This is a genomic window from Burkholderia sp. Nafp2/4-1b, assembly GCF_003635165.1.
In the GTDB taxonomy this organism is placed as follows: Bacteria; Pseudomonadota; Gammaproteobacteria; order Burkholderiales; family Burkholderiaceae; genus Burkholderia.
On record NZ_ML058619.1, the window covers coordinates 72,010 to 92,577 of the forward strand.

Sequence of the window (20,568 nt, forward strand, 5' to 3'; positions counted from 1 at the left end):
ACTTAGGATCACAAACCATTACGAGTGCGCGCGAGCCGGAGAATCGATGCGCGCCAACCCGCACGGCGCATCATCCCATGAGCTCACGCTCGCGCATCCGTCCTGCGGCCGATGCCGAACGTGAACGCCAGCGCGAGCACGAGCAGCGCCCCCTTGATGAAATCCTGCATGTAGTACGGCGCGTTCAGCATCGTCAGCCCGTTGAGCAGCACGCCGACGAATACCGCACCCACGACCGCGCCGAACACGTTGGGTCGTTTCGCGCCCCACACCGCATAACCGATCAGCGCGGCGGCCACCGCGTCGAGCAGCAGCGAGTGGCCGGCGCTCACGTCGCCACGGCCGACCCGCGCAGCGATCAGCACCCCGCCCAGCGACGCGATCGCCCCCGACACGACATACGCGGCGACCCGATAGCGCGCGGCGGGCGCGCCGGCCAACCGCGCGGCCGTTTCGTTGCCGCCGATCGCATAGATCACGCGCCCCCACCGGGTCGCCTCCATCGCGACACAGGCGAGCACCGTCACCGCGGCGAGCATCAGCACCGGCAACGGCACCACGTCGAACACGCGCAGTCGACCGAGCGCGAGGAATGCGTCGGGAAACACGCCCGTCGCGTCCGTGCCGTCGGGCAGCACCGAGCCGGTCGCGAGCGAACGGCCGCCGGTCGGGATCAGCTGCAAGCCGGCCATCAGGAACAGCGTGCCGAGCGTCGCGAGCTGGTCGGGCACGCGCAGCCGCGTAATCAGCAAGCCGTTGAACAGGCCGGCGGCCACGCCGAGCGTCACGCATGCGATCAGCGCGGCCAGCGTGCTGCCGTGCCAGACGACCAGCACGTAGCTGGCGGCCATCTGCGCGGTCGCGGCGATGCTGCCGACCGACAGGTCGAAGCCGCCGGCCGCGAGCGTGATCGTGACGCCGATACCGAGCAACGCGACGATCGACACCGCCTGGAGGATGCTGAACAGATTGTCGACGTTCAGGAATGCCGGCTCCTTGATCGCGAACACGACCACGAGAAGCACCAGCACGAGCAGGATGCCGGTTCGCTCGAGGGCGTCGCGGATGCGGACCGGCGCGGGGCGCGACCGTTCGACGGGTGCGGCATGCGTCACGGCGGAAGAAGTCACGGGTTTCATGGGCAGGCACGCACGAGGGAAGAAATCGGAGGCGGGTCGTCAACCGTCGCGCGATCGAACCGCACGATACGGTCGGCAATCTCGGCCGCCTCTTCGAGATCGCTGACGAACACGATCGTCGCGCGCTCGTGCGCATGACGGCGCAGCGTATCGACGATATCGGCCCGCGCGCCCGCATCGATGCCTTGAAACGGCTCGTCGAGCAGCAGCAGGCGCGCGGCTTCGGCATGCCAGCGCGCGAGCACGACTTTCTGCTGGTTGCCGCCCGACAGGTGCGCCACGCGAGCGTCCGGGCCCGTGCAGCGAATGCCGAACCGCTCGATCGCCGCTTCAGCGGCCGCGCGTTCGCGATGCCGGCGCACCGCACCGCCGGCGAACCAGCGCGACAGGAACGGAAAGCCGATCGTGCCCGCGATCGATGAGAACGGCACGCTGTCGGGAAAGAGCGACGTGCGCCAGCGGTCCTCGCCGGCGAGGAACACGCCCGCACGAATCGCGTCGGCCGGCGAGCGCGGCCGCCACGGCCGGCCATCGAGCGTCATTTCGCCGGCGCACGCACGCGCCGCGCCGAAGATCGTATTCGCGAGGCGCGACTTGCCGCCGCCGACCGGGCCCGCGATCGCGACGATCTCGCCGCGCCGCACGTCGAGGTCGAACGGCGCGCTGGCCGGCGTCAGCCGGAGCTGCCGCATGCTGAAGCCCTGACCGTCGCCGGCGTCGGCGCCCGCGCGCCCAGCGGAACCCGGCGCCGATGCCCGCGCACCCGGTAACGGCCGCCCGATCATCGTCTCCACCGCCGCATCGAAGTCGACCGGCGCGGCCAGATCGGCGACGATCCTTCCGTCACGGACGATCGCCACGCGATCGGCGATGCGGCGCAAGTCGCCGAGCCGATGCGACACCAGCAGGATGGCAACGCCGTCGCGGCGCAATGCATCCACGAGCACGAACAGCCGCTCGGCTTCCGGTGCGGACAAGCTGGCGGTCGGCTCGTCGAGAATCAGCAGCGACGGCTGCCCGGCGAGCGCGCGCGCCAACGTCACGCGCTGCTGGTCCGCCAGCGACAGCGAGGCCAGCGGCGCCGCCAGGTCGACGTCGAGCCCGACCCGCTCGGCGAGCGGCCGGGCCGCGGCGCGCCGCGCGGCCGGCGGCGCGCGCCACGGCGAGGCCGGGTCGCACAGCCGGTCGAGCAGCAGGTTGTCGGCGATCGATAGCGTCGACACGACGGCATCGGCGACCGACTGGTGCACGGTCGCGATGCCGAGCCGCTTGGCGGCATGCGGCGACGCCGGTCGATATGGCGCGCCGCGCAGCGTCAGCGTGCCGTCGTCAGGTCGCAGCACGCCGCTCAGGATCTTGACGAACGTCGACTTGCCCGCGCCGTTCGCGCCCATCAACGCGACGACTTCGCCCGCCCCGATCGACAGGTGCAGCGCCGACAGCGCGACAGTCGCGTCGAAACGCTTCGCGATGCCGACGGCGCTCAGGATGGGCGGCGGCGCCGATCGGCCCGATCGCTCTTCGCGCATCGCACGACTGCTTAAATTCGCCGCGTCAGTCATGCCGGCAGGCCTTGGTCCGCACGATGCGGTCGCAACGCGAACAGCAACAGCAACAGCACGTCATGATTCATGTCACGCCCCTCCGTTGATGGCCGTTCCGCATGATCGGTGCGTCAGCGCCCGGCAGTTTCCTCGGTTGCGGGCTGCCGGAACGACGCCCCATGTGCTGTGTCCGGCAGGCGGTCGCGGCCGCTCAGCCGCGAGCGGAACGTGCCGGCCGGAGGCGTCGTCCGGTACAGGCCGCGCTTTTTCAGTTCCGGCACGATCAGTTCGGCGAAGTCGTCGAGCGTGCCGGGGCAGATCAACGGATTGATCATGTAGCCGCTCGTCGTCGACTGTCGCGCATGCTCGGCGAGCTGATCGGTGACTTCGTCGGGTGAGCCGACGAGGATCAGGTCGGTGCCGCGCGTGACGCTCGCGAACTTGCGCCGCACGTCGCCGGCGGTGAGCGGCTTGCCGCTGCCGTCCGGCCGCACCACGTACGACGTCAGCCCCTCGGTTTGCGTCGTCAGCGGCTCGTCGTCCGCATAGCGGTCGATGTCGATGCCGGTATCGCCCGCATAGCTGACGAGTTGCGCGTGCTGGTGATAGTGCTGCTGCAGCGTGTGATATTTCTCCTTCGCGTCGGCCGACGAGCGCGCCGTCACGATCCGCAGCACCGTCAGCGACTTCACGTCGTCCGCCGCCCGCCCGCGTTCCGCCGCGAGCCGCCGGATCTCGTCGAGGCCCGCGCGAATCTCGTGCGGATTCGACTTCGCGACGAACACCACCTCCGCATGCTTCGCCGCGAACTCGCGCCCGCGTCCGGACCACCCGGCCTGGATCAGCACCGGCGAACGTTGCGGCGACGGCGCGCAAACGTGCGGCCCCTGCACGCGATAGTGCGTGCCTTCGTGCGCGATCGGCCGCACGCGATCGCCGCGCGCATAGCGCGGCGCGTGCTTGTCGGCAACGACCGCGTCGTCCGCCCAGCTCCCTTCCCACAGCTTGTAGACGACGTCGAGAAACTCCTCCGCACGCGCGTAGCGTTCGTCGTGGCCGATCATCCGGTCGAGCCCGAAGTTGCGCGCCGCGCTCGTCAGATACGACGTCACGATGTTCCAGCCGATCCGGCCGTTGCTCAGGTGATCGAGCGTACTGAAGCGGCGCGCGAGCGCGAACGGATGCTCGTAGGTCGTGCTCGCGGTCACGCCGAACGCGAGCCGCTCGGTCTGCGCGACGAGCGCCGGAATCAGCATCATCGGATCGTTCGCGGGCGCCTCGACAGCCCACTGCACCGCCGCGTCGGCCGACCCGCCATAGACGTCGTACAGGCCGAGCACGTCAGCGAAGAACAGCATGTCGAGATCGGCCTGCTCGGCCGTGCGCGCGAGGTTCGACCAGAACGCGAGCGTATTCGCGCGCAGCCGCTCGTCGGCGGGATGGGTCCAGAGGCTCGGCGCACCGCCGCAGCCGACACTGGCTTGTTCGTACAGGGAAAACAGCAACGGGCGAGGATCGGACATCGTCGAATTCGGTTACCAGGGAGGAATCAGTTGGGTGCCGCCCACGCGCCCGACGACGCGCGGCGGCGCCGGGCGGGCACGCGTGCGTCGGGCACGCGCGTCAGATGGCGATTGATGTGCTTCTCGACACGGGCGGCGGGAATGGTCAGCAGCGCGACCAGCACGACATAGACGATCGCCGCGCCGGCCAGCGGTTCGTACACGCGCAACGTCTCGAAGCGCAAGGTATTGGCCGTCCCCATCACGTCGAACACGGTCACGGTCGACGCGAGGACGGTCGATTTCAGCAGCAGGATCGCCTCTCCGGTGAGCGCGGGCAGCGCAAGCCGCCATGCGCGCGGGCCGACGATGCGGCGCAGCACCTGCATGCGCGTCATCCCGTATGCGTGGCCGGCCTCGATCTCGCCGGCCGGCACGCCGGCGATCGCGCCGCGCAGGATCGTTGCGACATACGCGCTCTCGTTCACGCTCAACGCGACGATCGCGTACCAGAACGCGTCGCGCAGCAGCGGCGACGCCCAGCTGTCGCGCATCCACTCGCGCGGCACGATCTGGCCGAATCCGTAGTACAGCAGATAGAGCTGAACGAGCAGCGGCGTGCCGCGAATCAGCATCAGCCAGCTGCGCGCGGACCAGCGCAGCGGCCTGTGGCGCGCCCCGGCGGCGAGCGCGAGCGGCACGCCCAGCAGCACGCTCGCCGCACCCGACAACAGCGTCAGCGCGAGCGTGGTGGGCACCGCGGCGAGCAGCTTCGGCATCACCGTATCGAGCAGGAACGGCAGCGAGAAGATCATGGGGTCGCCCGCCTCGTGCCGCGGTTCGCATGCCGCTCGAGCGCCGCAAAGATGCCGGTCGACGTGATGCTCGACAACAGGAACAGCGCGGCCGTGACCAGATAGAAGAATACGTAGTGGCGCGTCGCACCGGCCGCGAGCTGGCTCGCCTTCAGCAGGTCCGTGAACGAGCCGAGCACGCTGATGAACGACGCATCCTTGGTCGCGTTCAGCCACACGTTGCCGACGCCCGGCAGCGCGAGCCGCGCGGCGGCCGGGAGCCGGATGCGCGTGAACGTCTGCCACGGCGTCATGCCGTACGCATGCGCGGCTTCGATCTGGCCGACCGGGACGTTGACGAGTGCCGCGCGGAAGATGTCGGTGAGATACGCGCCCTGGATGAAACCGAGCGACAGCGCGGCGACGACGAACGGATCGAACGCGAAGCCGTCGGATACGATGCCGCTGCCGCGCAGCGCGTTCTCGACGGCCGGCGCGACCGCATAGAACGCGAGCAGCAGGCACAACAGCTCGGGCAGCGCGCGCACGAGCGTCGTGTAGAGCCGCGCGAGCCATGCAAGCGGCGCGTATCGCGACAGCTTGGCGAGCGCGCCGGCGAGGCCGAGCAGCGCGCCGGTGCAGAACGACGCTGCCGCGACGCCGAACGTCAGCGCGAACGCGCTCGCGAACACGCGGCCATAGCCGCCGTCGCCGAACGCGAGCAACCCGAGCAGCGAATCGTCCGCGGCCATCGGTTCAACGGCCCTTCTCGATCGTGCCTTTCAGGTTCGGATAGCGGGCGGTGATCGCGTCCCACGTGCCGTCCTGCTGCAGTTGCGCGATCGCGGTCGACAGCCTGCCGCGCAGCGCATCGCCGTGCCGCACGCCCGCGCCGATGCCGAGGCCCAGCACCGGATTGTCCGCGCACGTGGCCTTGATCTCGAAGTCCTTGCCGTCGCGCGACGACAGGAATGCCGTGAACAGCCCCTTGGCTTCCTGCACGTAGTCGACGCGACCGGACACCAGGTCCGCCAGCGCGTTGTCGAACTTGTCGAAGGACTTGATCTGCGCATCCTGCTTGAAACGCGCATCGAGGAACGCCGAGAAGTTCGTGCCGGCCTCGACGCCGATCACGCGTCCCTTGAAGCTCGCGGGCACCGCGCAGTCGACGCGGCGCCGATCGCTTTTCGCGCCGACGAACACCGTCGGCGATTCGTAATAGGCGCGACTGAAATCGAGCGCCTTCTGCCGTTCGCCGGTGATCGTCATCGACGACCAGATCACGTCGATCTTGCGGTTCTGCAACGCCGGGATCAGGCCGTCCCACGCAATGTCGGTCAGCTCGCAGCGCACGTTCAGCTTGCCGCACGCGGCGTCGAGCACATCGATTTCCCAGCCCTTCCACTTGCCGCTCGCATCCTTCGAAAAGAACGGCGGATACGACTCGGCGTCGATGCCGACGCGCAATGTCGGCTGGGCCGCATGGGCAGCCGGCGCGAGGCCGATCACAAACAGCGCGGCCGCGGCACGGCGGACCCTGGAACGCATCAAACGATTCATGTGGCGCATTTCTGAAATAACGTCGGAACGACCGGCGTTGCAGCCGGCAGGAGGCCAGACTGTAATGCGCGCCGAAGCGTGTACCAAATGGTTATTTTTTCGATGGATATCTGATCGTGCGATATGGCGGAACGACGCAGCGTCGAACGGGTGGCGCGATGTGCCACTCACGCCTTAGCCCGCTCATCCGCTCATCCGTTCAATCGCTCACCGCTTACGTCGTCGCGGCCTCGCGTTGCAGTGCCGGCAGCTCCAGGTTCGCGCGGAAATCGCCGCCCAGGTAGTCGGTATCGAGCAGATCGCGCCGTCGCAATTCGGGCAGCAAGCCGTTGAGCAGCAGGTCTTCCTGGTCCGGCTGGCCGAGCCCGTGCAGCGACAGCACGTCGACGAGCCCCCCGTGATAACGCATTTCGATCGCATCGGCGAGCTGCTCCGGCGTGCCGGCGACGGACCAGTGCCCGGTCTCCTGCGCGCGGATGATCAGCTCGCGCAGCGTCAGCCGCTGGCGCGCGTAGCCGACGAAGATCGCCACCCGTCCGCGCCGGCGATGCACGCTGTCGATCGACGGCAGCAGCGATGCCGGCAACGGCTGGTCGAGCGGCAGGTCGCGCAGGTCGACGCCGCCGCCGAGCATGTCGGCGAGCTTCAGCCGCCCTTGTTCGTAATCGATGCGCTCATGCTTGTCGCGCAACCGGCGCGCGACGTCGGCATCGGATTCGCCGATCACCGAATGAAACGAGTTCATCACGAGCGGCAGCCGGTCGCCGCGACCGAATGCAACCGCCTGCCGGTGCAGCTCGGCGACGAACGCGCGCGCATCGTCGAGCGTCGGCTGCGACGTGTAGACGACTTCCGCATACCTCGCGCCGAGCGCGACGCCGCTGGCCGACTGCCCGGCCTGAAACAGCACGGGCCTGCGCTGCGGCGACGGCGGCACATTCAGCGGCCCCTGCACCTGGAAGTGCGCACCGTGGTAGTCGATGGCACCGAGCTTGCGCGGATCGACCGAGATGCCGCCGCCCTGCCCGCGCCGCGTCGCGCGCGGATCGTTCGCATCGAACAGCGCGTTGACGACCTCGACGAATTCGGCTGCACGGGCGTAACGCCGCTCCGGATCGGGTAGCGCGGCATCGCCGAAATTTTCCTCGCCGACCGACGACGTCACCGCATTCCACGCGGCGCGGCCGCCGCTCACGTGATCGAGGGTGCCGATCAGCCGCGCGAGGTTGTACGGATGGTGATAGGTGGTCGACACCGTCGCGACGAGCCCGATGGCCGAGGTCGCCTGGCTCAACGCCGCGAGCGCGACGATCGGCTCCTGGCTGCCGGTGGTGCCGGCAAGGCCGGCCGCATCGGCCTGCAGCAGGTCGGCGGTAAAGAGCCCCGTGATCTTCTCGGCTTCCGCCTTGCGTGCAAGCGACGCTGCACGCCGCACGCCGTGCGCGACATCCGCATCGCCCGGCGCGTACAGCACGCTCGCCGCGCCGACGAGCGTCTTCAGCCGTCTGCGTGCGCCGCTCATGACGCGGCTCCGGTTGTCGTGCGATAGCGTGCGCGGCGCGTCGCACGTGGGTCGCGTCGTTCGCGTTGATCATTCATTCGGATTCCTTGTGATTGCGTTCGGTCGGCGGAGGCATGTCGGCGTCGCGACGGCGAGCAGGCTCGCGTCGAATCATCGTCCGGCAGACTCCGGGCACGCGCCGCGAGGCGCGCAGCCAACGACCATAACGCAAGCCCCCTGGTCGGCCGGAACGAATATTTTCGGCTTTCGATATTCTTCTTGATTGTTTGACCGCGCGAACGGCGGCGAAAAATAATTCGGCATGCCAACCCAGTTGATCAGGCCGCTTCGACCCGCGCCGATCGCCTCGCCATGACGTTCGACGCCATCCGCTCCAACTCCGATTCGTCCGCTTTGCCGACGCTCTCCACGTTACCGTTTCGCGTGAGCGTGCTCGACAAGAGCCCCGTCGCGCCGGGAGAAACGGCCACCGACGCGCTCGCACGCACCGTATCGCTCGCGCGCTTCGCCGATGCCGCCGGCTATCACCGTTACTGGCTCGCTGAACATCACAACACCGCCACGCTCGCGTGCCCGTCGCCGGAGATCCTGATCGCGCACGTGCTCGCGCATACGCACCGCATTCGCGTCGGATCGGGCGGCGTGATGCTGCAGCACTACAGTCCGTACAAGATCGCGGAAAACTTCAACCTGCTCGCGTCGCTCGCGCCGGGCCGCGTCGATCTCGGCATCGGCAAGGCGCCGGGCGGCCTGCCGCTGTCCACGCGCGCGCTGCAGGCCGGCTACGATCCGTCGCGACGCGCGTCGTTCGCCGATCTCGCCGCCGAACTGAATCGGCATCTTCGACACGACGGCACGCGGGCTGAAGCATCGGACACATCCGACGCGCCGGCCGCATCCGACGCATCCGGCGACGACATCGCCGCATTGCACGCGACACCGCTGCCGCCGGTACCCGCACAACCATTCCTGCTCGGCGCAAGCGCGGACAGCGCCACGCTCGCCGCACATCTCGGCTGGGCATTCGTCTATGCGTCGCACCTGAACGCATCCGCGACGGATCTCGAACGTGCATTCGACGCGTATCGAAACGCGTCCGGCGGCCGCACGCCGTTGCTCGCGGTGTCCGCGATCGTCGCCGATACCCGCGAAGCGGCCGCGCGACTGGCGAGCGGACATCAGGGCTTTCGCGTCCAGGTCGGCGATACGCCGGCCGTCAACGTCGGCAGCCTCGAGCAGGCGCACGCGTATATCCGCCAGGCGGGCAACGGCCCGCATCGTATCGAACCGCGCGAAACGCGGATCGTGCACGGCACGCGCGACGACGTGCTGCGCGAGCTGGACGCGCTGCATCGCCGTCACGGGATTGCCGAATTCGTCGTCGACACGCCGCTAGCCGACGCCGCACCGCGGATTGCGTCGCTGCGATTGCTGGCCGGCGCGCGCGCCGCTGACCATGACGATGCGCCGTCACGACACGAACCGGATGCTCGCCCCGCCGGCGCCCGTACGCTCGCGCGCGAACCGGACTTCGAGGGCACTGCGCGATGACCGGGACGATCCGCATTGCCGGCGCCGACGACGTGCCGGCCGTCTACGCGCTGCTGCAGGACGCGTACGCTCCGCTCGTGCCGCAGGGCGTGCACTTCACGATCACGCGCTCGCCGATCGAACGCGTCGCGCAGACCGTCGCGCGCGAAACGACGTTCGTGCTTGAACACACGACCGCGGAAGGCCATGCGGCCCTCGCAGCCACGTTGACCGTGCGGTTCCCGTGGGTATCCGGCGAACGGCAGCGCACGCCGTACCCGTTCCTGCACTGGTTCGCCGTCGCGCCCGCGTTCAAGCGGCAAGGCTTCGGGCACGCGCTGATCGCGCACGTCGAGACGCAGTTCCTGGCCGCGCAGGTCAAGGCACCCGCGACGTACCTCGCGACCGCGACCAACCATCCGTGGCTGCAGTCGTACTACGAGCGCCGCGGCTACGTACCGTTCGACCGCTCGACGAATGCGCTCGGCACGCCGCTCGTGTGGCTGAGAAAAATCCTGATCCCGGATCTCTACCCGGATCCGGCGGCGCACGATACCGCCGCGCACGGCGTGCACCTGCACGCAAACGCGTGACGCGCCGGTTGCCGGCCGCCCGCATCGCATCACCCGCTACCCACTTCGAGAAAGGCTTCCCCGCATGACATTCGCATTTCCGGATTCCGCTCCGCGCGCATCGCGCCGCACCGCATCGGCCGCACTGCTGCTCACGCTCGCGCTGCCGTGCGCGGCCTTCGCACAGGGCACGCCCGTCTCGGGCGGCACGCTGACCTGGGGCGTCGAAACGGAGCCGCGCACGCTGAACCCGCAACTGAACGGCCAGGACAAGGTCGAGCTGCTGCTGCGCAACGCCTACGAAAGCCTGCTCGTGCAGAAGCCCGACGGCAGCTACGTGCCGTGGCTCGCGACCGGCTACAAGGTCGCCGCCGACGGCAAGACCTACACGTTCACGCTGCGCGACGGCGTGAAGTTCACCGACGGCGCGCCGTTCGACGCGAAGGCCGTCGCCCGCAACTTCCTGAATGCCCGCGAACTGTCGTACTCGGCCGGCAGCCAGCTCGCGCGGCTGATCTCGCACGTCGCGGACGTGAAGACGCCGGACGAGCGCACGGTCGTCATCACGCTCGACGCACCGTACGCGCCGTTCCTCACGTTCGCCGGCCGGCTGCCGCTGCTGTCGCCGAACGCGTTCGATCGCCCGAGCCTGAAGTCGGGCGGCACCGACATCGCCGGCACCGGCCCGTTCATCCTGCGCCGCTATGTGAAGGGGCAGGAAATCGAATTCGCGAAGAACCCCGACTATCGCTGGGCGCCGCCGACGGCGGGCCACCAGGGGCCGGCCTACCTGGACCGGATCGTCTACCGGTTCCTGCCCGAGTCGTCGGTGCGCACCGGCGCGCTGTTGTCCGGCCAGGTCGACGTGATCGAAGGCGTGTCGGGCAACGACGCCGCGCTGATCCGCAAGAACACCGACTTCACCTATCGCCGCGCGCTCAACACCGGTACGCCGTACTCGCTGTTCCTGAACGTCGCATACGGCCCCACGCAGGACGTGAAGGTGCGCCGTGCGCTGCTCGAAGGGCTCGACACGACCGGCATCGTGCAGTCGATCTACCGCGGCGAGCGCACGCGTGCGTGGGGTGTCACGTCGCCGATCGATCCGTTCTACGACGCCGCGATCGAAAAGACCTACGGCAACAATCCGAAGCTCGCGAACCAGCTGCTGGACGAAGCCGGCTGGAACGCGCGCGACAGCGGCGGCTACCGCACCAAGAACGGCGAGCGGCTGACGATCGCGGTGATCCAGGCGCAGGCGACGGTGCGCGACCAGCGCGACGTGCTGCTGCAGGCGCTGCAGGCCCAGGCGCGGCAACGGCTCGGCGTCGACCTGAAGATCCAGTACGTCGACGACGGCACGTATGTCGAAGCGCGCAAGAGCGGCAAGTTCGGCTCGATCGCGAACTCGAACACACCGCCGGACGGGATCGACATCGAAGGCCATTACCTGCCCGTCGACCGCGGCGGCGCACTGAACTACAGCCGCGCCGCGGCGCCCGAGCTGACACGCTGGCTGCAGGCGGCCGCGCACACGCAAAACGTCGCGGAACGCAAGAAGCTGTACGGCGAGCTGCAGCGCTTCGCGCTCAACGAGCAGGCGTACGCGGTGCCGCTGTACGAGCCCGAAGACCAGATCGCCGCCGCGAAGGCGGTCCAGGGGCTGCGCTTCCGCTCGTTCGCGCAGATGCCGGAGAACCCGTACGACGTGTGGGTGAAGAAGTAAGCGGGCGCGTATCGGCCTGCTTTTCGCGCCTGATTTGCGCCGACCCGACAGGAGAACTCGCACATGAACCCTTCGCCCTCCGCTCCCGTCTCCGTCCCGGACGCGCTGCCGGCCGCGTCCTCGCCGCCCGCCTGGCGCCGCTGGACGGCTTCGCCGGTCGCGACGCGGCTCGCAACCGGCGCACTCGTGCTGTGGGCCGCCGTGACGCTGTCGTTCGCCGCCGTGCATCTCGCCCCGGGCGACATCGTCAGCATCCTGATCGGCGAGCAGTTGAGCACGCCCGAGATCGAGGCCGCGATCCGCCGGGAATGGGGGCTCGACGAACCGCTCGCGCTGCAATACGCGCATTACCTGTGGCGCGTGCTGCACGGCGACTTCGGCCGCTCGTACATCCTGAACACCGACGTCGCGCCGCTCGTGCTCGGCCAGCTGTGGCCGACGCTGAAGCTGACGGGCGCGGCGCTCGTCGTGACGATCGCGTTCGCGGTCGGCCTCGCGGTGCTGACGGCCGGCCGTCGCTGGGCGGGGCGCGCGGCGTCCGGCGTCGAACTGCTGCTCGCGTCCACGCCGTCGTTCTGGCTCGGGATCATGCTGCTGTTCGTGTTCAGCTTCACGTTGAAGCTGTTTCCGGTGGCCGGCGATCGCGGCTTCGCATCGCTCGTGCTGCCCGCGCTGTCGCTCGGGCTCGCACAGGGCGCCGTGATCGGCCGCGTGTTGCGGCAAGGCATCGAGCGCGCGCTCGACGAGCCGTATGCGCTGACCGTGCGCTCATGGGGTATCGGCGGGCTCGCGCTGCGCGTGCGCCATGCGCTGCGCCACGCGGCACTGCCGGCCGTCACGCTGGCCGGCTGGCTGGTCGGCGGGCTGCTGAGCGGCGCGGTGATCACCGAGCAGGTGTTCGGCCGGCCGGGCCTCGGCAAGGTGACGGTCGATGCGGTGCTGTCGAAGGACATGCCGGTGATCCTTGCGATCGCGATCCTGTCCGCGGCGATCTACGTCGCGCTCAGCACCGCCGTCGATCTGCTGTACCTGCTGATCGACCCACGCCTGCGCGATCGCCGCGCACGTCGCTGAACCGGAGGCATCGATGTCCACTCCCGTCGAACTCACGTTGCGCGCAGCGCCGAAGCCTCGCGTGGCCGGCTGGCTGCGCCGGCATCCCGGCCTCGCGCTGGCCGCCGCCTACCTGTTGCTGAACGCGATCGCCGTCGCGGCGCCCGGATGGCTCGCGCACTACGACCCGCTGGCCGCCGATCCGCTGTCGGCGCAGCTCGGCAGCAGCGCCGAGCACTGGCTCGGCACCGATCAGCTCGGCCGCGACATCTTCTCGCGGGTCGTGTACGGCGCGCGCTACTCGCTGTCGATCAGCGCGGCCGCGATCGGCGTTGCGACCGTGTTCGGCACCGCGCTGGGGCTCTTCGCGGGCCTCGCGCGCGGCTGGCTCGACGAGCTGATCACGCGCATGCTCGACGTCGTGTCCGCGTTCCCCGACCTGCTGCTCGCGCTGATGCTGATCTCGTTCACCGGCCCGGGCGCGGTGAACCTGGTGTTCGCGCTCGGCGTCGCGTCGGTGCCGCGTTTCGCTCGCGTGGTGCGCGCGCAGACCTTCGTCGTCGCCGGCTCCGGCCATGTCGAGCACGCGCGCACGCTCGGCCTCGCACCGGCGGTGCTGGTCTGGCGGCACGTATTGCCGCATGCGATCGCGCAGGTGCCGGTGCTCGCGACGATCGGCCTCAGCACCGCGATCATCGGCACGTCGGGACTGAGCTTTCTCGGCATGGGGCCGCAGCCGCCCGCCGCCGAATGGGGGCTGATGCTCGCCGAGGGCCGCCATTATCTGTACAACGCGTGGTGGATCGCGGTGTGGCCCGGCCTTGCCATCACCGCGGCCGTGATCGCCGTGAACGCGCTCGGCGGCTACTGGCAGGCGCGCTTCGAGCGCCGGGAGGCCGCATGAACGCCCCCGCACTCGTCGCGCCGGCCGCGGGCGCTGCCGCCGAGCCGCTGGTTCGGATCGAAGGTCTGACGATCGGCTTTCGCCGCACCCGCGGCGCACGCGGCACGCAGGCCGTCGTCGGGCCGCTCGACCTCGCCGTGCATGCCGGCGAATGCGTCGCGATCGTCGGTGAATCGGGTTCCGGCAAGTCGGTGACCGCGCGCAGCCTCGTCGGCCTGAACGGCCCGCATGCGGTGCTCGACGCCGAACGCTTCGAGATCGCCGGCGTCGACGTGCGCCGCCATCGCGAACGCGACTGGCGCGCGATCCGCGGCCGCCGGATCGGCTATGTGCTGCAGGATGCGCTGGTGTCGCTCGACCCGCTGTGGCGCGTGCGCGACCTGGTGGCCGAGGCGCTGCACGACACGCGCCGGCGCGACGTCGCGACGCGCAGCGCCGAGCTGCTGCGGGCCGTCGGCATCGACGACCCCGAGCGGCGTCTGCCGCAGTATCCGCACCAGTTGTCGGGCGGCTTGCGGCAGCGCGTGCTGATCGGCACCGCCATCGCGGGCGGTGCGTCGCTGTTGATCGCCGACGAGCCGACCACCGCGCTCGACATGACCGTGCAGCGCCAGATCCTGTCGCTGCTGCGTGCGCGCCGCGATGCCGGCGACGCGGTGCTGCTGATCAGCCACGACCTCGCGGTCGTCGCGGAACTGGCCGATCGCGTACTCGTGATGCGCGGCGGCCAGGTGGTCGAACAGGGGCCGGCACGTGCGGTGTTGAGCGCGCCGGCGCACCCGTACACGCGCCAATTGCTCGCGGCGATTCCCACCGCCGGGTCGCGCGGATTCCGGCTCGCGGCGACCGCCCAGGTGCCGCTGCCGCCGAAGCGCATCGATCCGGATGCGCCGGTACTGGCCGTCGACGCGCTGACGAAGCGCTACGGCGGCCGCGACACGCCGGCCGCGGTCGACGGCGTGTCGTTCACGCTCGCGCGCGGCGAGACGCTCGGTATCGTCGGTGAATCCGGCTCCGGCAAGTCGACGGTCGCGCGGATCGTGCTCGGGCTCGTCGAGCCGGACAGCGGCGCCGTCACGCTCGACGGCCAGCCGTGGAGCAGCGTGCCGGAAACCGCGCGGCGGGCACGACGGGCGCGGCTGCGGCTGATCGCGCAGGATCCTTACAGTTCGTTCGACCCGCGCTACCCGGTCGGCGACATCATCGGCGAAAGCCTCGATGCGCTCGGGATCCGCGGCGACGCGCGGCGCCGCCGCGTGCTGCAACTGCTCGACGAAGTTCAGCTGGGCGCCGCGTGCCTCGACCGGTACCCGCGCGAACTGTCGGGCGGCCAGCGGCAGCGCGTCGCGATCGCGCGCGCGTTCGCGTCGAATCCGGCGCTGCTCGTCGCGGACGAGCCCGTCAGCGCGCTCGACGTATCGATCCAGGCGCAGGTGCTCGATCTGCTTGCCGACCTGCAGGCCGAGCACGGTACCGCGATGCTGTTCATCTCGCACGATCTCGGCGTCGTTCATCACGTCGCCGACCGGATTCTCGTGATGCGCGGCGGCCGCGTGCTCGAAAGCGGCCCGGTGGAGCGGGTGTTCGGCGCGCCGTCGCACCCGTACACCGCGTCGCTGCTCGACGCGCTGCCGAGCTTGCCCGAACCGCATGCGGCGTTGCGCTCGCCCGCACTTGCATGACCTTTCCCCTTGCAGAACCGCTGACATGAGCCAATCGATTCCCGCTTCTCCCCGCCAGATCCACCTCGGCGCCATCATCCAGGGCGCGTCCGGCAACATGTCCGCATGGCGGCATCCGGACGCGGTCGCCGACGCGAGCATCAACGTGGACTTCGTCCGGACGCTCGCCGCGCAGGCCGAGGCCGCGAAATTCGACCTGCTGTTCGTGGCCGACGGGCTGCACATCAACGCGAAGTCGATCCCGCACTTCCTCAACCGGTTCGAGCCGCTGACGCTGCTGTCGGCGCTCGCGCTCGTCACCGAGCGGATCGGGCTGGTCGGCACGCTGTCGACGTCGTACAGCGATCCGTTCACCGTCGCGCGGCAGTTCTCGAGCCTCGATCACCTGAGCGACGGCCGCGCCGGCTGGAACGTGGTGACATCGCCGCTCGAAGGTTCCGCGAAGAATTTCTCGCGCGCGGCCCACCCGGAGCACGCGCTGCGCTACCGGATCGCGTCGGAATTCCTGACGGTGACGAAAGGGCTATGGGATTCGTGGGAGGACGACGCGTTCGTGCGCGACAAGGCGCGCGGCGTCTTCTTCGACCCGGACAAGCTGCACACGCTGAATCACGTCGGCGAGTTTTTCTCGGTCGCCGGGCCGCTGAACATCGGCCGCTCGCGGCAAGGGCGCCCGATCCTGTTCCAGGCCGGCGCGTCGGACGACGGCAAGGGCGTCGCGGCCGAGCATGCGGATGCGATCTACACGCGCCAGGAAACGATCCCGCTCGCGCAGGCGTTCTACGCGGACGTGCAGCGGCGGCTCGCCGCGCACGGCCGCGCGCCCGACAGCCTGAAGGTGTTCCAGGGCATCAGCGTGATCGTCGCGGCATCGGCAGCCGATGCGGAAGCGCAATACCAGGACACCGCGCGGCTCGTGACGATCGACAACGCGCTCGACTATCTCGGCCGCTACTTCGATCACCATGACTTTTCGCAGTACGCGCTCGACGCGCCGTTTCCGGATCTCGGCGAGCTGGGCAGCAACCAGTTCCGCAGTACCACCGATTCGATCAAGCGCGACGCCGCCGAACGCGGGCTGACGCTGCGCGAGGTCGCGCTCGAAGCCGCCACGCCGCGACCGAGCTTCGCGGGCACGGCCGAACAGGTGGCCGACGGCTTGCAGGCGTGGGTCGAAGCGCGCGCGACGGACGGCTTCATCGTGCGCGGCGGCACGCCAACCGCATTCGCGGAATTTGCGGCCAGCGTCGTGCCGATCCTGCAGGAGCGCGGCGCGTACCGGCGCGGTTACGAAGGCGCGACGCTGCGCGAGCATCTCGGGCTGCCGTATCCGCCGAACCGGCACGCACGCGCGGCGTAAGCATCGGGCGTCCCGGTGGATCGATCGCGGTGCGCGCAAATTCGCGGCGGCACGCAGTGCGGCGCGCTGCGAGCGATCATTGCCCGAACGGGAACGCGAACGGCTCGCGCATCACCTCCCGATCGGCAGCCCGGTCGGTTCGATCCACCCGAGCTTGTATGCGATCAACAGCGACAGGAACAGCGTGATCGACAGTCCTACCCGCGCCGCAAGCGACCACGCCATCCGCTTGCTCCTGCCGCGGTCGTGATTCATGAAATACAGCGCGAAAATCAGGCTGCCGATAATCAGCGCGAACGCCACCGAAACCAGCGCAATCTTCATCGTTGATGCTCCTCCAGGCCCGCATCGGCCTTCAGTAGTTCGACCAGTCCTTGCCGCTCGGCCGCGACGTCGGCGACACCCGATGCCGGCCAGTCCAGTGCCACGCCATTGCCGAGCGAATCGCGCACCAGCGTCTGGTAACGCCCGTCGCTGATGCGCCCGTGGTCCATCGCTTCCGAGATCTCCCGTCTGAACGGTAGCGGAAAGCTCGCGTATCCGCGCGACAGCGCGGCATATTGCCGCGCATCGATCTCTTTCGACGACGGCACGAGCGCCCACACGACGACGGCCACGATGGCAGCGAACGGAATCGCCGTATAACGGAGGACGAACTTGATCGGGGTCATGATGCGAATACCGAAGTGGCGGCGAAGTAAAGGCGAAGTGACGGCGCCCGCGGGCCGCGTGGAGCCGGAAGCGGCCGGACCACCGGTCGCGCGAATGACGGCGCCGCCCGCGCAAGCCGAGGTTCGGCCCGGAGCCGGCGGCTTCGGGCGACATTGTACTTAAGGACGAATACGACTAACAGAGTATGATAATCTGGTTATCATGTTTCATGGATGACGGAGCCACCTGGTGTGCTCGGCGGGTGGCCCGCACGGCACGTGTCGCACGCGTGCCCGCTGCCCGCCCGTCCCGTCCACGCCCGCGCGCCGGGCGATCGAGCCAAGTCGTTGTAACGCCCATGTGAAACCGCCATGCCAGCGCAGTACTTTCGAACCCTCACGGGAAAACACCGCAGCACGACCGCGAACCGTCAACTCGGTTTCTCGCTGGCCTTCGTCGCCGGCGCGGCCAACGCGGGCGGCTTTCTCGCGGTCCAGCAATACACGTCGCACATGAGCGGCATCGTATCGGCGATCGCCGACCACACGGCGCTCGGCGACATCCCGCTCGCGCTGGCCGGCATCAGTTCGCTCGGGTCGTTCCTGGTGGGCGCCGCCTGCTCGGCGGTCCTCGTCAACTGGGGGCGCCGCCGCGGCCTGCAGAGCCAGTTCGTGCTGCCGCTGCTGCTCGAGGCCGTGCTGCTGCTCCTGTTCGGGCTGCTCGGCAGCCATCTCGCGCTGTGGGAAGCGTTCTTCGTGCCGGTCACGGTCACGCTGCTGTGCTTCATCATGGGGCTGCAGAACGCGACGATCACCAAGCTGTCGGGCGCGGAAATCCGCACGACGCACGTGACCGGTATCGTGACCGACCTCGGCATCGAACTCGGCAAGCTGTTCTACTGGAACCGGTCGGCCGTCGACGTGGATGCGCACGCGGTCATCGCGAACCGCATCAAATTGCGCATTCACGCGACGATGCTCGCGTCGTTCTTCGTCGGCGGGCTGGCCGGCGCGGTCGGTTTCAAGCATGTCGGCTACGTGTCGACGGTGCCGCTCGCCTGCCTGCTCGTGATGCTCGCGGCCATGCCGGTCATCGACGACCTGCTCACGTGGCTCGAGCGCCGCCGCTGAGCCGGCGCACGCACCGCGAATGGCGTATTCGACGATGGCGCCAAAGGCCGATGCATTATAATTTGATTAACATATCACCACCCTGCGCTGCCTGACGATGGAAACGAAAACCGCCCGCCTGACCGTCCTGATCGATCCCGCCAAGAAAGAGGCGTTCGAAATGCTCTGCGCGGAGCAGGACCTCACGCCGTCGCAAGTCGTGCGTCAGTTGATCCGCGAGTATCTCGACAAGCACGGCGTCACGTACAAGACCCAGAGCGCGCTCGGCAAGCGAATGAAGTAAGCGGCGGCGCCAGCCGCGGTCGCACCCGCGGCGGCGTCACGCGCAGATTTCCCATCGCGCATGTTCGCGCGCGCGCCACACGAGCCGCGCGGGCGCGATGCACTCGCCTTCCTTCAGGCGCCGGGCGGTCGACGCCAGCTTGAGGTCGCCAGCCCGGCCGAAGCCCAGCGCACGTTCGAGCAGAATCCGCAGCGACGGCAGCGGATTGCCGTTCTTCCATGCGAACGCGATGAAGTTGTTGTCGTCGCCGCACGGCACCAGCGCATACGAATCGTCGAACACCGCGCGCAACCGCTCGAGATGCAGCGGCAGCGCCGGATCGTCGTCCATGAAGTTGATCGCGAGCACGCCCGTTTCGCTCAGCCGCGCGCGGCATGCGTCGAGAAACGCGATGCCGGTGCAGCGGCCCGGCATGCCGTCGGCGACGAACGCGTCGTGCAGGATCACGTCCGTGCGGACATCGGGCCGGTCGACATAGTCCGCACCATCCGCGCACACCACCATGAAGCGCGCGTCGTCCGGCGGAATGCGGAACACGTCGCGCAGCGCGATCACGTCCGGATTGATCTCGACCGCGTCGATCGCCGTGTCGGGCAGGTGCCGATAGCAGTATTTCGCGAGCGAGCCGCCGCCGAGCCCGATCATGCTGATGCGCGCGGGCGCCGGCTGCAGCAGCAGGAAACCCATCATCACGCGCGTATAACCGAGTTCGAGCCGGACCGGATCCTTCAGCGACATGAAGCTCTGCGTGCCGAGGTGGTCGAAGTGCAGCGACACCGCGTGGCGGGTCTCGAGCACGAACGGGCGGCCGTCGTTCAACGGCATCGACAGAAACTGCAGGAATGCGTCATAGGACGTTCGATCCTCGCTCATGCTCGGCAGGCCCGGGGGAATCGGAGAGTCGGTCGGTCGAACCGTGCGGTCAGACCTTCTTCAGGTAGCAGGCCTTCAGCATGAAGCCGCCGAGGTCGGTCTTGCAATCCACTTCGTGATCGCCGCCGACGAGGCGGATGCTCTTCACCTTGGTGCCCATCTTCAGCGTGATCGACGAACCCTTCACGCGCAAGTCCTTGATCAGCACGACCGCGTCGCCGTCCGACAGCACGTTGCCGTTCGCGTCCTTGACGACGTCGCCCGCCGGTTCGTCGGCCGCTTCGGCGCCAGCGCCGGCCGACCATTCATGGCCGCAGTCCGCGCACACGGTCAGTGTGCCGTCCGGGTAAGTGTTTTCCATCGCGCATTGCGGGCAGGCGGGGGCGGCGTTCATTGCAGCTTCCATTCGGTAGGCGTTCGGGTCAATCGAAAAAATGCGGGCCACGGCAGCGCGTGGCCCGGACTGCGCGTCGCCCAGCCCCGTCGCAATCGCGACGGGCCGGGCTTCACACACACCGCATTATAATACAATACACATATTCGAGCCGTCGTATTATAATCGTCAACTTTCGATCATTCGCTGGACTTGATGGCGGTTTCGCCGAGGATGTCGACATGTTCGAGATGAATGATGCGCAGGCGCGAGGGGCGCGACGCCCGGCGTCCCGTCGGGAAGCCGCGTGCGGCGCCCGCCCCGCGGCCTTCCCGCGCCGTTCCGGCGACGTTTGCCAAGGCTGATCCGC

The 20,568-nt window shown here is 68.9% G+C and carries 21 protein-coding genes; 9 read left to right on the forward strand and 12 right to left on the reverse strand.

Annotated elements, in window-relative coordinates; translation table 11 throughout:
* Window positions 1–83: 83 nt before the first annotated feature.
* The 7 genes from C7H84_RS26990 to C7H84_RS27025 form a co-directional block, all read right to left on the reverse strand.
* Window positions 84–1,139 (reverse strand): ABC transporter permease, encoded by a 1,056-nt coding sequence (locus C7H84_RS26990; RefSeq protein ID WP_121861638.1) that lies wholly within the window; start codon window positions 1,137–1,139, stop codon window positions 84–86.
* Entirely contained in the window at window positions 1,136–2,668 is a 1,533-nt protein-coding gene (locus tag C7H84_RS26995; RefSeq protein ID WP_240462106.1) for a sugar ABC transporter ATP-binding protein, read from the reverse strand. Before C7H84_RS26995 ends, C7H84_RS26990 begins: the two co-directional genes overlap by 4 nt.
* Window positions 2,669–2,814: 146 nt before the next feature.
* Complete coding sequence (locus C7H84_RS27000) at window positions 2,815–4,206, reverse strand: LLM class flavin-dependent oxidoreductase (RefSeq protein ID WP_121861640.1); 1,392 nt, start codon at window positions 4,204–4,206, stop codon at window positions 2,815–2,817.
* 26 nt (window positions 4,207–4,232) lie between these two features.
* A complete protein-coding gene (locus C7H84_RS27005) occupies window positions 4,233–5,000 on the reverse strand; it encodes an ABC transporter permease subunit (RefSeq protein WP_121861641.1) in 768 nt (255 codons plus the stop codon).
* Entirely contained in the window at window positions 4,997–5,731 is a 735-nt protein-coding gene (locus tag C7H84_RS27010; protein ID WP_121861642.1) for an ABC transporter permease subunit, read from the reverse strand. The genes C7H84_RS27005 and C7H84_RS27010 overlap by 4 nt, the downstream gene beginning before the upstream one ends.
* A 4-nt stretch (window positions 5,732–5,735) precedes the next feature.
* Window positions 5,736–6,539, reverse strand: coding sequence for a transporter substrate-binding domain-containing protein (locus tag C7H84_RS27015; RefSeq protein ID WP_121861643.1), 804 nt, complete (start codon window positions 6,537–6,539; stop codon window positions 5,736–5,738).
* Between the two features lie 214 nt (window positions 6,540–6,753).
* Window positions 6,754–8,061 carry an NtaA/DmoA family FMN-dependent monooxygenase gene (locus C7H84_RS27025; RefSeq protein ID WP_121861644.1) on the reverse strand — a complete coding sequence of 436 codons (1,308 nt, stop codon included), beginning with the start codon at window positions 8,059–8,061 and terminating at the stop codon, window positions 6,754–6,756.
* Window positions 8,062–8,412: 351 nt separating this feature from the next.
* On the opposite strand from C7H84_RS27025, the gene C7H84_RS27035 reads away from it, so the two are divergent.
* From C7H84_RS27035 to C7H84_RS27065, 7 genes are all read left to right on the forward strand, one after another.
* Window positions 8,413–9,612, forward strand: coding sequence for an MsnO8 family LLM class oxidoreductase (locus C7H84_RS27035; RefSeq protein WP_121861645.1), 1,200 nt, complete (start codon window positions 8,413–8,415; stop codon window positions 9,610–9,612).
* On the forward strand, window positions 9,609–10,184 hold the full coding sequence (locus C7H84_RS27040) for a GNAT family N-acetyltransferase (protein WP_121861646.1): 576 nt from the start codon (window positions 9,609–9,611) through the stop codon (window positions 10,182–10,184). Before C7H84_RS27035 ends, C7H84_RS27040 begins: the two co-directional genes overlap by 4 nt.
* A gap of 64 nt (window positions 10,185–10,248) precedes the next feature.
* A complete protein-coding gene (locus C7H84_RS27045; protein ID WP_121861647.1) occupies window positions 10,249–11,889 on the forward strand; it encodes an ABC transporter substrate-binding protein in 1,641 nt (546 codons plus the stop codon).
* Window positions 11,890–11,952: 63 nt separating this feature from the next.
* Window positions 11,953–12,963 (forward strand): ABC transporter permease, encoded by a 1,011-nt coding sequence (locus C7H84_RS27050; protein WP_121861648.1) that lies wholly within the window; start codon window positions 11,953–11,955, stop codon window positions 12,961–12,963.
* 13 nt (window positions 12,964–12,976) lie between these two features.
* Window positions 12,977–13,846 (forward strand): ABC transporter permease, encoded by an 870-nt coding sequence (locus C7H84_RS27055; protein ID WP_121861649.1) that lies wholly within the window; start codon window positions 12,977–12,979, stop codon window positions 13,844–13,846.
* On the forward strand, window positions 13,843–15,528 hold the full coding sequence (locus C7H84_RS27060; protein WP_121861650.1) for an ABC transporter ATP-binding protein: 1,686 nt from the start codon (window positions 13,843–13,845) through the stop codon (window positions 15,526–15,528). Before C7H84_RS27055 ends, C7H84_RS27060 begins: the two co-directional genes overlap by 4 nt.
* Window positions 15,529–15,553: 25 nt before the next feature.
* On the forward strand, window positions 15,554–16,888 hold the full coding sequence (locus C7H84_RS27065; RefSeq protein WP_121861651.1) for an LLM class flavin-dependent oxidoreductase: 1,335 nt from the start codon (window positions 15,554–15,556) through the stop codon (window positions 16,886–16,888).
* 111 nt (window positions 16,889–16,999) lie between these two features.
* Here the strand turns inward: C7H84_RS27065 and C7H84_RS27070 are convergent, their stop codons facing one another.
* Window positions 17,000–17,212, reverse strand: a complete 213-nt coding sequence (locus tag C7H84_RS27070; RefSeq protein WP_121861652.1) for a twin transmembrane helix small protein — start codon at window positions 17,210–17,212, stop codon at window positions 17,000–17,002.
* Window positions 17,209–17,559 carry a hypothetical protein gene (locus C7H84_RS27075; RefSeq protein ID WP_121861653.1) on the reverse strand — a complete coding sequence of 117 codons (351 nt, stop codon included), beginning with the start codon at window positions 17,557–17,559 and terminating at the stop codon, window positions 17,209–17,211. Before C7H84_RS27075 ends, C7H84_RS27070 begins: the two co-directional genes overlap by 4 nt.
* A gap of 351 nt (window positions 17,560–17,910) precedes the next feature.
* Between C7H84_RS27075 and C7H84_RS27080 the strand changes: the two genes are divergently transcribed.
* On the forward strand, window positions 17,911–18,669 hold the full coding sequence (locus tag C7H84_RS27080; protein WP_121861654.1) for a YoaK family protein: 759 nt from the start codon (window positions 17,911–17,913) through the stop codon (window positions 18,667–18,669).
* Window positions 18,670–18,766: 97 nt separating this feature from the next.
* The gene (locus C7H84_RS27085; protein ID WP_121861655.1) at window positions 18,767–18,952 is read left to right on the forward strand and encodes a ribbon-helix-helix protein, CopG family; all 186 of its coding nucleotides are present in this window, start codon (window positions 18,767–18,769) and stop codon (window positions 18,950–18,952) included.
* 36 nt (window positions 18,953–18,988) lie between these two features.
* On the opposite strand, the gene C7H84_RS27090 is transcribed toward C7H84_RS27085, so the two are convergent.
* The 3 genes from C7H84_RS27090 to C7H84_RS36565 all read right to left on the reverse strand — a co-directional run bounded on the left by C7H84_RS27090 (window position 18,989) and on the right by C7H84_RS36565 (window position 20,557).
* Window positions 18,989–19,825, reverse strand: a complete 837-nt coding sequence (locus tag C7H84_RS27090) for a spermidine synthase (RefSeq protein WP_121861656.1) — start codon at window positions 19,823–19,825, stop codon at window positions 18,989–18,991.
* Window positions 19,826–19,874: 49 nt separating this feature from the next.
* The gene (locus tag C7H84_RS27095; RefSeq protein WP_121861657.1) at window positions 19,875–20,219 is read right to left on the reverse strand and encodes a zinc ribbon domain-containing protein YjdM; all 345 of its coding nucleotides are present in this window, start codon (window positions 20,217–20,219) and stop codon (window positions 19,875–19,877) included.
* A gap of 179 nt (window positions 20,220–20,398) precedes the next feature.
* A complete protein-coding gene (locus tag C7H84_RS36565; protein WP_162999374.1) occupies window positions 20,399–20,557 on the reverse strand; it encodes a hypothetical protein in 159 nt (52 codons plus the stop codon).
* Between the last annotated feature and the right edge of the window lie 11 nt (window positions 20,558–20,568).